A 12,651-nucleotide genomic window follows, 5' to 3' on the forward strand; every position below is an offset into this window, starting at 1 on the left:
GCATGGCCGCCCGTCACGCTGCAAAGCGCACGCGAACCGTCAACCCGCGGCCCTCGGGGCCGGTCTCGAGCGCGACCGTTGCGTGATGCTGTTCGGCCACGCGCCGCACGATGGATAGTCCCAATCCGCTGCCGGTTCCGGCATGTCCGCTGCCGCGATAGAAGCGTTCCCACGCGCGCGCTCGTTCCGATTCGGGTATGCCCGGACCGTTGTCGCTGACCTCGAGCACCGTGTATGGGCCGTCCTGCCGCACCACGACGTCGACGCGCGCGTGGGCGCCGGCGTATCGGATCGCATTGTCGACCAGGTTGTTCATGAGCACGCGCAGGTTGTCGCTGCTGCCTTGTACGATGGCCGATTGTGCGCCCACCATGCCCAGGTCGATCTGGTTCGCATCGGCCAGGCGTTCCCGGTCGGCTACCACCGAACGCGCGAGCTGGGCCAGATCCACCGGGTGCCGGTCCGCGTGGCCGGCGTCGGGATCCAGCCGGGCCAGCGTCAGCAGTTGCCCGGCCAGGTGCGTGAGCTGCACCGCGCCCGTGCGTATGCTTTCGACGAGTTCGTCGCGTTCCTGGGCGTTCGCCGCCTGCGGCAGCAGCTCGGCCTGCAGGCCGAGTCCCATGATCGGCGTGCGCAGTTCGTGCGCGGCATCCGCGATGAATTGCTTTTGCAACGTGAAAGCGTGGTCGAGCCGCTGCAGCAGGTCGTTCAGCGCGTCGACGAGCGGCTTGACCTCGGTCGGCATGGCGGCGGTTTCGATGGCTTGCATATTGTTCGCATCGCGCCGCTTGAGCCCCGTGGCGATCTTGCGCAGCGGCTGCAGGCCGTAGCCGATGCCGAACCACAAGAACAGGGCGATGACGGGCGTGAGCGAAAGCACCGGCCAGAATTGATGCACGGAGATCTCCGCGAGCGTCTCCCAACGGGCCAGCCTGACCTGAGCAACGCGCACCAGCGTGTCGCCGCTGCGGGTCACGAGCGTGTGCCAGACCTGGCCGGCGACGATTTCGTCGGCAAGGCCCGGGCCTTGCGGCGGCGGCAGCGATGAATCCGGGTCGCTGGTGAACAGCAGCTTTTTGTCGCGCCAGACCTGCAGCAATACGCTGTGCGAATTCCGGCCCGACAGCCGGCCTTTGCGGTCAACGCCTGTGAGAGACAGGCGCCCGTCGGCATCGACCACCACATGCTCGGCGACGGCTTTCATCTGGTCGTTCAGCAGGTCGTCCAGATCGTCGAGCGAACCCCACCACGTCGCCGCGCTCGCCAGGGCGCCGGCCAGCAGGGTCGCCGGCAGCAGCCACAGCAGCAGGCGCCGGCGCAGCGACGACATGAACCAGCGCGAAATGCGCATGCGCAGCGTGCTCATGCAAGCTCCCCGATGCGGTAGCCCACGCCGCGCACGTTGTGGATCGCGTCGGTTCCCAGCTTGCGGCGCAGGTTGTAGATGTGCACCGGAATCGCATTGCTTTCGATTTCTTCGTTCCAGCCGTACAGGCGCTCTTCGAGCTGTTCGCGCGTGACGATGGCGCCGGGGTCGCGCATCAGTTCTTCGAGCAGCGCGAATTCGCGCGCCGTGAGGGCGACCTCGTCGTCGCGCAGCCAGCAGCGATGCTGGGTCGGATCCAGGCGCAGCGCGCCCACCATGAGCAAGGTCTGGACGCGGCCCGCCTGCCTGCGGTTCACGACGCGGATCCGCGCCAGGAGCTCGTCGAGCGCGAACGGCTTGACCAGGTAATCGTCGGCGCCGCCGTCCAGGCCCGCGACCCGGTCCGGAACCGCATCGCGCGCGGTGATGATGATGACCGGGGTCGCGTCGTTGCGCTGGCGCAGTCCGGCGAGAAGCGTCATGCCGCCTTGCTTGGGCAGGCCCAGATCGAGCAGCACGAGACCGTAGGTCGTGGTGCGCAAGGCGAGCGCGCCGGCTTCGCCGTCCTGCGCCCAGTCCACGGCAAAACCTTCGCGTCGCAGCCCAAGGCGCAGGCCATTGCCTATGAGCGGATCGTCTTCAACCAGCAATATTCGCATTGCGTCCTCATTCTGTTGCGGCGGCATCGCGGCAACGCATTGCCAGCGTAGCCGCCGGACCATTAACGCGAGGTTAAGGCGGCGGTCGGCTGCACGACGCCCGCTTCATGCTGGCTTTAGTCGTGTGTTCGTAGACTGCATCGCATCGCGGCCGCCGAGTCGCCCGTCTTCCGAAGGAGCTTGCATGAAAGAGCAAATTATCGCCTGTGCGATCGCGGTCGCCGTCGCCTCGATCGCACAGGCGCAGTACGCCGGCCCGGGCGCGCAGGCGGCGCCGGATACGGTCAGGCAGGTGCTTCAGACCGGCAAGGACGACCAGGCGGTGACGCTGCGCGGCCACATTGTCGAATCCATCGGCGATCAGACGTATCGGTTCGCCGACGGCACGGGGGACATCGTGCTCGAGATAGATCGCGAGCGCTGGCCCGAAGGGCCGGTGGACGACAAGAACACGGTCGAATTGACCGGCAGATACGACAAGGAACTGATCGGCGCCTCGAAGGTCAAGGTCCGCAGTCTGAGCGTGGTGCGGTAATGCCGCGCTTCAGTCGAAATGCTTGAGCGACGTGCGGCCGTATTGATTGTTGCCTTCGGCCAGTTGCATCAGCAGGCGCACGAAGGTCGCCTGGTCTTTCGGATTGAGCGGTGACAACAGCCTGACCTGGGCTTCGCGCATGCTGCCGTACATGTCTTTCATGACCTTGCGGCCGCGCGGCGTGATGTTGGCGATCTTCAGGCGGCCGTCGGCGGGACTGTTCGATCGCTTGACCAGGCCGCGCTCCTCCAGACGGCGCAGCACATCGGCCATGGTGGTGCGATCGACGCCGACTTCCGCACAGAGCGAGGTCTGGTCCAGGTTGGGGCGTTCGCTGAGCGTGGTCAGCAGCCCGTATTGCACCGGGGTGATGGCGAAGTCTTTGCAGCTTTCGAAGAACATCGCAATGTGAATCTGGTTCAACCTGCGGATGAGAAAGCCCGGGCGCTGCCAGAGATGCCCCGTTTCGATCGCGCTGTCCGGGCCGGCGGCGTCTTCTGTGGTCTCTGGTCGCATCGCTTTCTTCGAAAGAATGGGTTGCTCTGGAGTTTAGCTGCTCAGTTCAGGTCCAGCGTGGCGACGACGGGCGTGTGATCCGAGGGTTGTTCGTTGCCGCGCGGGCCCTTGTCGATGATGCAGCTTATGCACGCGTCCTTGAGCGGATCCGAAAGAAGAATGTGGTCGATGCGCAGGCCCGCGTTGCGCTTGAAGCCGAACTGGCGGTAATCCCACCAGCTGAAGGACTTGGCGGGCTGTTCGAAGAGGCGGAAAGCATCGGTCAGGCCCAGGTCCAGCAGACTGCGAAAAGCGTTGCGCTCCGGCTCGGAGACCAGCACCTGGCCGACCCATTTCTCGGGGTTGTGCACGTCTTCATCGGCCGGAGCGACGTTGTAGTCGCCCAGGACGGCCAGACGCGGATGCGCGGCCATTTCTGCTTGCAGCCAGCGGTTCAACGCGGCGAACCATTCGAGCTTGTAGGGATATTTATCCGAATCCAGTGCCTGGCCGTTGGGGCAGTACGCGCTGATCACGCGCACGCCGCCCGCGGAGCTGGGCAGCGTGACGGCGATCACGCGCTGCTGCGGATCGTCGAAGCCGGGGATGTTGCGCACCATGGCCTGGCCCGGCTGGCGCGACAGCACGGCCACGCCGTTGTAGGTCTTTTGCCCGGCCCAGGCGGCGTGATAGCCGACGTCGGCGAAGGCTTGCAGGGGAAACATGTCGTCGGCGAGTTTGAGCTCCTGCAGGCAGAGCGCATCGACGGGATTGGCGGCCAGCCAGTCCAGCACTTGCGGCAGCCGCACTTTGAGGGAGTTGACGTTCCAGGTGGCGAGTTTCATCTGAGAAAAAGTCTTTATTTTTCAGTTTCTTATTTTGAGGGTTCAGTCGGATTTTACCCTCGGCTACCCGCTCGGCCACGCCGTTTTGCCCGACGGGCTCACGGTCTCTTTGTTGCGTAAAAGCAGCGCCTCCCGATTTTATGGGCTGTCGGCGGCGATATCCGGACGAGAGACCCAGGGCGTGCCCGGCAGGAAAGAGAAAGGCAGGGTCGGAAAGGCCTTGCTTTTTAAATGATGATCATCATATTATTTAGATGATGATCATCATTTAATGAGCGGCAGGGCGCGCCCGGCCCTGACGATTGGAGAAGCAATTCATGCAGACAGATCAAATTACCGCGGCCAAGTCCGCAGCCACTTCGGCGCCGCACAAACGCCGGAGGTGGCTTCCCTTCGCCGCGTCCGCCGTACTGCTGGCGACTTTGGCCTGGTTCGCATACTGGCAACTGGACGGGCGTTTCTACGAATCGACCGATGATGCCTATATAGGAGGCAATGTCACCGTGGTGTCGCCCCGCGTATCGGGTTATGTCAGCCGAGTGCTGGTTGCCGACAATGCGTTCGTTCGCGCGGGACAGCCGCTGCTCGAGTTGGACGCGGCGGACTTCCGCGCCCGGCGCGACGCCGCCCAGGGCGAGGTCGACGCCGCGCAGGCGGCACTGACCCGCCTGCAGGCGCAGCATGCGCTGGTGCAAGCGGGCATCGTCCAGGCCGAAGGGCAGGCCGATGTGGACAAGGCCGCGATCGAGTTTGCCGCCGACGATGCGCGGCGCTACGGCAAGCTCGCCGACAGCCATTCGGGTACGCGCCAGGATTGGCAGCGGGCACGGTCTGCGCTGGCCCAGGCCCAGGCGCGGGGCAGGGCGTCGACGGCCGCCGTGCTGGTGCAAAAGCGCCGTTTGACGGTTGTCGATGCCCAGCGCGTCGAGGCCCATGCCCGACTCGAACAGGCCCAGGCTGCATTGCGCGGCGCTCGGCTCGACGAAGGGTATACCGTGCTGTACGCCGCCGTGGACGGTTATGTCGGCAATCGCTCCGCCCATCCCGGTACGTTCGTGACCGCCGGCACGCAATTGATGTCGCTGGTGCCTGCCCGAGGCCTGTGGGTCGACGCCAACTTCAAGGAAGACCAGATCCGCGACATGAAAACGGGTCAGCCGGTGCATATCCATGTGGATGCGGCGCCGGGACTGCGGATCGTGGGGCATGTGCAAAGCCTTGCTCCCGCCACGGGGTCGGTATTCAGCGTGATCCCGGCGCAGAACGCGACCGGCAATTTCACCAAGATCGTGCAGCGCGTACCTGTGCGCATCGCGCTCGATCCGGCCGTTTCCGGCGTGGGGGCGCTGCGCGCCGGGCTGTCGGTGACCGCCACGGTCGATACCCGGGCGCCGCGGTCATGAGCGCGGCAAACGCGGCCAATCCTGCCCACCCGCCGGTGCTGCCTTTCGCGGTGATGTGCCTGGGCATGTTCGTGGCGCTTCTGGACATTCAGATCGTCGCGGCCTCCCTGCAGGACATCGGCGGCGGACTGTCGGCGGGCCAGGATCAGATCGGTTGGCTGCAGACGGCCTACCTGATCGCGGAAATCATCGTCATACCGATGTCGGGCTGGCTGACCCGGGTGTTTTCCACGCGCTGGCTGTTCAGCGCGTCGGCCGCCGGATTCACGCTCGCCAGCATGCTCTGCGGCGCGGCCTGGAACATCGAAAGCATGATCGTGTTCCGCGCGCTGCAAGGCCTGATCGGTGCGTCGATGATCCCGACCGTGTTCACGTCCACTTTCCACTATTTCCCTGGCAAGCGCCGGCCGCTGGCCGCGGCCGTCGTCGCCACGATCGCCTCGGTGGCGCCGGCGCTGGGACCGGTGATCGGCGGCTGGATCACCGACACGCTGTCCTGGCGCTGGGTGTTCTACATCAATCTGTTTCCCGGAATAGGCGTGGCACTGCTCTCCGCCCGGAGGGTGGACATCGACGAGCCCGACTTGAAGCTGCTCAAGGACGCGGACTATCCGGGCATAGCGTTGATGGCGGTGTTCCTGGGGTTTCTGGAATATGTGCTGGAGGAGGGGACGCGCTGGAACTGGTTCGACGACGCGGGCATCCGGCGCGCCGCCTGGACGGCCGGGATCGCCGGCGTGCTGTTCGTCTGGCGCAGCCTGGTGTTCCCGCGTCCTGTCGTGGATCTGCGCGCCTTGGGCAACCGTAACTTTCTGGTCGGCTGCATCCTGTCGTTCATCACGGGGCTGGGCATCTTCAGCACCATCTACCTGCTTCCCCTTTTCCTGGGCTATGTGCGCGGCCTGTCGGCCCTGCAGATCGGCACCATCGTCTGCGCCACGGGTCTGGGCGGGTTTCTCGGGGTTCCCGCCTATATGCTCTCCACACGGCTGGTCGAGCCGCGATGGGCCATGGCGTTCGGCCTGACGATGTTCGGGCTGTCCATGCTGGGTTTCAGCGGCATCACGCACGACTGGGGCGGCGACCAGCTGTTCTGGCCGCAGGTCATACGCGGCTTTCCGCAGGTCTTTGCGGTGGCGCCCGCGGTGACGCTGGGGCTGGGAAGCCTGCCCATGTCGCGCCTGAAATACGCCAGCGGCCTGTTCAACATGATGCGCAATCTGGGCGGCGCAGTCGGCATCGCGCTGTGCGGCGCCATTCTCAACAACCGCACCAACCTTCACTTCGAGCGCATCGCCGGCGGCGCGCTCAATGCCGGCAACAGCGCCATGCAGCAATTGCTGCTCGCGCTGCAGGCCCGCTTTGTCGCGGCGACCGGCGATGCCGCGCACGCCAAAGTCCTGGCGCTGCTGCAACTGCGGGCCCTGGCGCTGCGCGAGGCCACCACGATGGCCTATGGCGACGCCTTCCTGGCGATTGCCGCCGCTTTCGGCGTGGCGGTGCTGCTCGTACCTCTGCTGCGCAAGGTGGCCCCTCAGGCTCCCGGCGCCGATTCTGGACATTGATCATGCACGAAAAACCACATACACCAGCACGACGCCTCGCCGGCTGGCTCAAGCCCGCTTCGGTATCGAGCCTGGTCCTGGCCTGGCTTCTCACAGGCTGCACGGTAGGCCCGGACTACCGCAGGCCGACAATCGCCCTGCCGGATCATTATCGGTCCGCCGAGGCCACGGCCACGCGCCGCGCGGACCTGGCCCGGTGGTGGAACAGTTTCGACGATCCCGGGCTCAGCCGGCTGATGGAGCATGCGCTGGCCGGGAATCTGGATCTGGCCGCAGCCCAGGCCCGGGTGGCGCAAGCCCGCGCGGCGGCAGGCATGGCCGCGGCCGCCGCCATGCCCAGGCTCGATCTGGACGGCAGCGCGGCAAGAGAGCATCAGTCGGAGCTCGGCCCGCTGGGTGCGATCGCCAGCCGAAGCCCGGGCTATGCGCGCGACCAGACGCTGCAGCAGCTGAACCTGGGGGCGAGCTGGGAGCTGGATCTGGCTGGCGGGCTGAAACGCCGGACCGAGGCCATGCGGGCACTCTGGCAGGCTGCTCAAGCCGAGCATGCCGGCGTGCGAATTTCGATTGCTGCCGAGACTGCCGATGCCTATTTCCAGTTGCGCAGCGACCAGCAGGCGCAAGCGCTGTTGCAGTCGCAGATCGACCTCGACCGGCAATATGTGCAGGTGATGCGGGACCGGGTCGGGCAGGGCGTCGCGACAGACCGCGACGTGGATGATGCACGGGCGCAGCTGGCGCAGGACCAGGCGCTGCTGCCCGCTTTGCGCACCCAGTTGGTTCGCCAGGCCGACCGGCTGGATATCCTGGGTGGCGACGTGCCGGGTACGGATCCGCAGCGATTGCGCGTTCCCGCCGGACCGAGCTGGCGGCTGCCGCCGTTGCCGGGCGAACTGCATCCCGCGCAGCTCTTGCAGCGGCGGCCCGACGTGATCGCCGCCGAGCGTCGGCTCGCGGCGCGCAACGCGGGCATCGGCGCGGCGCAGGCCCAGTACTATCCGGACATATCGCTGGCGGGCATCCTGGGCTTTGAACGGCTGGGCAACGACAACCTGTTCAACAGCGAGGCGTTCCAGCCTGCGGCTCTGGCGGGGATCCACTGGAGCCTGTTCGACTTCGGCCGGATCGACGCCGAGGTCGCCCAGGCCAAGGGTGCCTATGCCGAGGCGCTGGCGCAGTACCGTCAGGCCGTGCTGCGCGCGACGCAGGATACCGAGGACGCGTTGACCACGTTGGCCCAGTCCCATATCCGCATGCAGGACTGGGAAGCCGTCGTGGCGGCCCGCGAGCGGGCGGATCAGTCCACCCATCGTCTTTTCACGGAAGGCTCGGCGAGCATGGCCGACGTGCTGTCGCGCGAGCGCGATACGCTGCAGGCCCGACGGGCTTTGGTCCTGGCCCGCGGCGACGCGGCGCGCGCGGCGGTGGATCTGTACCGCGCCCTCGGTGGCGGGTGGACGGTGGCGGGTCCTTCGTCGCCGGCGGCGTGAAGGGCCGGCGAACGGCCTATGCTATTGCGTTTGTCATTTAAAAGACCTGGATCATGCGATACAGCGCACAGCACAAGGAAGAGAGCCGCCGCAAGGTGCTTGCGGCGACGGCGAAGGCACTGCGCGAATGCGGGCCGGAAGGCATCAGCGTGGCCTCCGTCATGAGTCAGGCCGGCTTGACGCACGGCGGTTTTTACGGCCATTTCGAATCAAAAAGCGAATTGATTGCCTGCACGATCGACTATATGTTCGATGTCGCCGCGGCCAAGCTGGACGAGCAGATCGCCGACCGGCCGCCGCGCGATGCGCTGGCGGCCTATGTGGACTTCTATCTATCCGGGCCGCATTGCGCGGCGCGCCAGACCGGCTGCCCGGTGGCGGCGTTGGGTTCGGACATCCCGCGGCTGGATCTCGCGGCGCGCGCGGCCTTCGCGCGGGGTATCGCGCGGCGCCAGCGCAGTCTGGCCGCCCTGATGCGGCAGGCCGGCGCGGCGGATCCGGAAGCGGCGGCTTCGTCGCTGATCGCCGAACTGCTGGGCGCACTGATCAATGCGCGCCTGGCGGACGAGGCCGGTCGGGACGCGATTCTCGAAGCATCCCGCCAGGCGCTGTATGTGCGGTATGGGCTTGGCGGAACTTGACGCACCCGTGCCAGGTCGAACGCACGCAAGGACTTCGCCGGACCTCGGCGGCTGCGCTCAGTGGCCGCCGGCCCCCATCGCGGCCGAGCTGCCGTCCTTGGACGGTTTCGTGACCCAGATCAGCGGCACGATGACGATGAAAATTACGGCGGACAGCCAGAAGATGTCGTCGAGCCCCAGCATTGCCGCCTGGACATCGATCGAACGTTCGATGAACGCCAGCGCCTGGCGCGTTCCGCCGCCCAGCGCATGCTGTATCGAAGCGATGGAAGCAGTGTAGGCGGGGTTGCCGAGATTGACCTGTTCGACGAGCTGCGCATGGTGGACGATGGTGCGATCGTTCCATTCCGTGCTTGTTATCGAAGTTCCGACTGCGCCGGCGAAGACCCGCACAAAATTCGACAGACCGGCTGCGGCCGGAATTTTTTCGGGAGATAGCCCCGACAGGATGATTGCGGTCAGCGGGACGAAAAACAGGGCGGTGGGAATGCCTTGCAGCAGGGTCGGCAGGACCAGCGTCAGGGTATCCACGCCGGTGGTGTAGCGCGAGCGCATGAAGAACACGACGGAAAAGCCGAGAAAGGCCAGCGTGGCCAACACGCGCGAGTCCGAGCGCGGCATGATCTTGGCCATCACGGGCGCCAGAATGACGGCGAAGATGCCGAGCGGCGCGGTCGCCATGCCGGCGTCGACCGAGCGATAGTTCAGATAGCCTTGCATCCATTGCGGCAGGATCACGAGGTTTGAGAAAAAGACGGCGTAGGCGATCGAGATGGCGATGGTGCCGCCCAGGAAGTTCCTTCCCATGAAGAGCCGCAGATCGACGATCGGATTCCTGTCGGTGGTTTCCCAGATGAGAAAGAAGACGAAGACGACGAGCGCGAATGCGCCGAGCGCGACGATGACGGGCGAATCGAACCAGTCGAGATCTTTGCCCTTGTCGAGCATGATTTGCAGTGCGCCCACCCAGCCAATGAGCGCAATGAGCCCGATCTTGTCGATCGGCAGCCGCTTGACGGGTGTTTCCCGGTTGCGGTAGATCGCCCAGGTCGCTCCCGCGGCAAACAGGCCGACGGGAATATTGATGTAGAAGATCCACGACCACGAATAATTATCGGTGATCCAGCCGCCCAGCGCGGGCCCGGCGATGGGGCCTACGGTGGCCGTCATCGCCCACAGCGCCAAGGCATGGGAGCTTTTTTCCTTGGGATACGAGCCCAGCAAAATGGCCTGCGACAGCGGGACGAGCGGGCCCGCAACCGCGCCTTGCAATATCCGGGCGCCGAGCAATATCGTCAGGTTCGGCGCAATGCCGCATAACCACGAGGACAGCACGAACAGCAGGATCGAGCCGACGAAGAGCCGGACCTGCCCGATCCGCTGCGTGAGCCAGCCGGTCAACGGGATCGAGATCGCATTGGCCGCCGCGAAAAGCGTGATGACCCAGGTTCCCTCGTCGATGGATACGCCAAGATTGCCCGAAATGGTGGGGATGGCGACGTTGGCGATCGACGAATCGAGCACATTCATGAATGTCGCCAGGGCGACTGCAAGCGTTGCGAGCACCAGTCTGCCGCCGGAGAGCGGCGCTGGTGCGTTGGACTGTGGAGCACTGTTCATGACGTCACCTTTTCGTTGCCGCCGAGGAGTACGGATAGTTATTTGACATGTCAGATAAATAGACAAGAAGAGCGAATGCCGCGCTGCCGCTCGACGTTGGAAAATCGATGCTGCGACAGCTTCCGAGCGGGTCAGTTTCCTTATTTTATCTGACTTGTCAGATAAAAAGGGAAAAAATTTATTCGCCGAGAAACAGGCGGAGCAGGCGGCAGAATTCCTCGAATTCGGCTTTCGAAAACCGTTTCAGCCGGGCATTGAGCACGGGGGGCGCAATGTCGGGGATCTGTTTTGCGACGGCCAGTCCGGCGCTGGTCAGCGTCAAATCGGTAACCCGGCGGTCCTCGAGATTGCGCGAGCGCTTGAGCAGGCCTTTGCTCTCGAGCTTGTCGAGAAGGCGCGTCATTAGGCCGGTATCGATGCTCAGCAGCTTCGATAACTCAAACGGCGTCGTTGCAATCCGGTGTTGCAGCGACAGCATGATGCCCATTTGCTGGCTCGTGATCTCGAGGTCCTTGAGCGCGCCGTCCATTTCCGCGACGAGCACATTGCGGGATTTGTTGAGAAGGTAGCCGACGCTGTGCGCGAGCATGAAATTGTCCTTGGTGTAGTGTTTCATGAGTTTCCCGAATTCAGATTTCATGCCGCAAAGTATCTGCAAAGTCAGATTTATTCAAGCCCCGCGCGGATCTGCGCGATCACGACCAGTATCACCGCCGCGTCGGCCGGCAGCTGTGCGTGCGAAGAAATTGTCCGTGCATGGCCTGCCTTGCTTTCCAGCACATCCGCGAATAAATCGGAGGCGCCGTCGACGACCGCGGGCTGCTGCAGCCAGCCGTCGGCGCTGGCTACCTGTCCGTCCACCCGCACAATATGATCCAGGCGCTCGAAGCCGCCCAGATAGGCATGGATCTGGGCCAGTACGTTGAGCGCGGCCAGTTCGGCGGCATGCCGACCTTCCTGCAGGGTCAGATCCTTGCCGACCTGACCCCGCCAGACAACCTTCCCGTCGGCCAGCGGCAACTGCCCGGAGATAAATAGCAGGTCGCCCGCCTGGCTGACGGCCGTGTAGTTGCCCAAAGGTTGGGGCGGATCGGGCAGTACCAGGCCGCGCGCCGCGAGTCGAAGCTCGACTGAGAACTCGTGAGATGCGGTATTGCTCATAATGCGACTCCACTTTTTTGACAGCCGGCAGGCGGTCCGTATCGCCAGCCGATCGCAGAAGTATCAGCGGCCGGCGCTGAATCCGCCGTCCACCGGCAGTACGGTGCCCGAAACGAAATCCGCCCTGGCCAGGTAAAGCACGGCTGCACTGATCTCGTCGATGCGCGCGATGCGGCCCAGCGGATGCAGGCCGCCGAGCGCGGCGTGGGTGTCGGCGGTATGCATGGGCGTGTCCGTCACGCCGGGCGCCACCGCATTTACCGTGACGCCGAACGGCGCCAGTTCCAGCGCCAGGGCTCGGGTCGCCTGGTTGATACCGCCTTTCAATGCCACCGCCAGCAAGGCCGGCACGCTGCCGTGCGGCTGCATCGCAACGGACGCCGTGATGTTGATGATCTTGCCACGCCGGCGCTCGCTCATGTATTTGGCGGCTTCCTGAGAGGGGTAGAGCGTGCCTTTCAAATTGGTGGATATCTGTTCTTCGATTTCCGCGGGCGTGAACTGGACGAAAGGCTTGGCGGCGAAAATGCCGGCGTTGTTCACCAGCACATCGACCTGGCCGAAGCGGGCGATGGCCTGCGCAAAGACCTCGCGAGCCGATTCGGGCCGACCTGGGTCGCCGGCCACGCCCTGGAAACGTTCGCCGGCGTTCAGGCGATCGGCTGCAGCCTGCAGACGCTGCGCCGAGCGGCCGGTGCCGACCACGTTATAGCCTTCCGCGAGAAACGCTTCGGCCAGGCCCAGGCCGATGCCGCTGGTGGCGCCGGTGACGATGGCGGTGGGATGCGTGTTGTTCATGACAATGCTCCGTTGAGTGTGCTTGAGAGACCGATGTCGCGCTGGAAGGTCGCCACCGGTTGGAGCCACTGTA

Annotated in this window: 13 protein-coding genes; 5 read left to right on the top strand and 8 right to left on the bottom strand. The window is 64.9% G+C overall.

What is annotated here, in order from left to right; genetic code table 11:
* Positions 1-13: 13 nt before the first annotated feature.
* Complete coding sequence (locus tag ACTHJ1_RS06315; protein ID WP_440189342.1) at positions 14-1,366, bottom strand: ATP-binding protein; 1,353 nt, start codon at positions 1,364-1,366, stop codon at positions 14-16.
* Positions 1,363-2,025, bottom strand: a complete 663-nt coding sequence (locus tag ACTHJ1_RS06320; RefSeq protein ID WP_440189345.1) for a response regulator — start codon at positions 2,023-2,025, stop codon at positions 1,363-1,365. Before ACTHJ1_RS06320 ends, ACTHJ1_RS06315 begins: the two co-directional genes overlap by 4 nt.
* Positions 2,026-2,209: 184 nt before the next feature.
* Between ACTHJ1_RS06320 and ACTHJ1_RS06325 the strand changes: the two genes are divergently transcribed.
* Positions 2,210-2,560 (top strand): YgiW/YdeI family stress tolerance OB fold protein, encoded by a 351-nt coding sequence (locus ACTHJ1_RS06325; protein ID WP_440189348.1) that lies wholly within the window; start codon positions 2,210-2,212, stop codon positions 2,558-2,560.
* A 9-nt stretch (positions 2,561-2,569) separates the two neighbouring features.
* Here the strand turns inward: ACTHJ1_RS06325 and ACTHJ1_RS06330 are convergent, their stop codons facing one another.
* Together ACTHJ1_RS06330 and xth are read right to left on the bottom strand one after the other, a co-directional pair.
* Positions 2,570-3,076, bottom strand: a complete 507-nt coding sequence (locus ACTHJ1_RS06330; protein WP_440189351.1) for a MarR family winged helix-turn-helix transcriptional regulator — start codon at positions 3,074-3,076, stop codon at positions 2,570-2,572.
* A gap of 41 nt (positions 3,077-3,117) precedes the next feature.
* Positions 3,118-3,900 carry an exodeoxyribonuclease III gene (gene xth, locus ACTHJ1_RS06335; RefSeq protein WP_440189353.1) on the bottom strand — a complete coding sequence of 261 codons (783 nt, stop codon included), beginning with the start codon at positions 3,898-3,900 and terminating at the stop codon, positions 3,118-3,120.
* A gap of 317 nt (positions 3,901-4,217) precedes the next feature.
* Here xth and ACTHJ1_RS06340 point away from each other — a divergent pair, with 317 nt between their 5' ends.
* Genes ACTHJ1_RS06340 through ACTHJ1_RS06355 form a run of 4 tightly spaced genes read left to right on the top strand, consistent with a single transcriptional unit; the run spans position 4,218 to position 8,999 of the window.
* The gene (locus tag ACTHJ1_RS06340) at positions 4,218-5,303 is read left to right on the top strand and encodes an HlyD family secretion protein (protein ID WP_440189356.1); all 1,086 of its coding nucleotides are present in this window, start codon (positions 4,218-4,220) and stop codon (positions 5,301-5,303) included.
* The gene (locus tag ACTHJ1_RS06345; RefSeq protein WP_440189359.1) at positions 5,300-6,868 is read left to right on the top strand and encodes an MDR family MFS transporter; all 1,569 of its coding nucleotides are present in this window, start codon (positions 5,300-5,302) and stop codon (positions 6,866-6,868) included. The genes ACTHJ1_RS06340 and ACTHJ1_RS06345 overlap by 4 nt, the downstream gene beginning before the upstream one ends.
* Before the next feature lie 2 nt (positions 6,869-6,870).
* Positions 6,871-8,358: an efflux transporter outer membrane subunit gene (locus ACTHJ1_RS06350; RefSeq protein ID WP_440189362.1), complete on the top strand. Its 1,488-nt coding sequence runs from the start codon at positions 6,871-6,873 to the stop codon at positions 8,356-8,358.
* 53 nt (positions 8,359-8,411) lie between these two features.
* Entirely contained in the window at positions 8,412-8,999 is a 588-nt protein-coding gene (locus tag ACTHJ1_RS06355) for a TetR/AcrR family transcriptional regulator (RefSeq protein ID WP_440189365.1), read from the top strand.
* A 57-nt stretch (positions 9,000-9,056) separates the two neighbouring features.
* Here the strand turns inward: ACTHJ1_RS06355 and ACTHJ1_RS06360 are convergent, their stop codons facing one another.
* The 4 genes from ACTHJ1_RS06360 to ACTHJ1_RS06375 all read right to left on the bottom strand — a co-directional run bounded on the left by ACTHJ1_RS06360 (position 9,057) and on the right by ACTHJ1_RS06375 (position 12,578).
* Positions 9,057-10,619: a DHA2 family efflux MFS transporter permease subunit gene (locus ACTHJ1_RS06360; RefSeq protein ID WP_440189368.1), complete on the bottom strand. Its 1,563-nt coding sequence runs from the start codon at positions 10,617-10,619 to the stop codon at positions 9,057-9,059.
* Positions 10,620-10,797: 178 nt separating this feature from the next.
* Positions 10,798-11,235, bottom strand: a complete 438-nt coding sequence (locus ACTHJ1_RS06365; protein ID WP_440189371.1) for a MarR family winged helix-turn-helix transcriptional regulator — start codon at positions 11,233-11,235, stop codon at positions 10,798-10,800.
* A gap of 50 nt (positions 11,236-11,285) precedes the next feature.
* Entirely contained in the window at positions 11,286-11,780 is a 495-nt protein-coding gene (locus ACTHJ1_RS06370; protein WP_440189374.1) for a RidA family protein, read from the bottom strand.
* A 63-nt stretch (positions 11,781-11,843) separates the two neighbouring features.
* Positions 11,844-12,578, bottom strand: a complete 735-nt coding sequence (locus ACTHJ1_RS06375; RefSeq protein WP_440189376.1) for an SDR family NAD(P)-dependent oxidoreductase — start codon at positions 12,576-12,578, stop codon at positions 11,844-11,846.
* Between the last annotated feature and the right edge of the window lie 73 nt (positions 12,579-12,651).

The organism is Bordetella sp. (genome assembly GCF_051960075.1).
Classification (GTDB): Bacteria; Pseudomonadota; Gammaproteobacteria; order Burkholderiales; family Burkholderiaceae_B; genus Bordetella.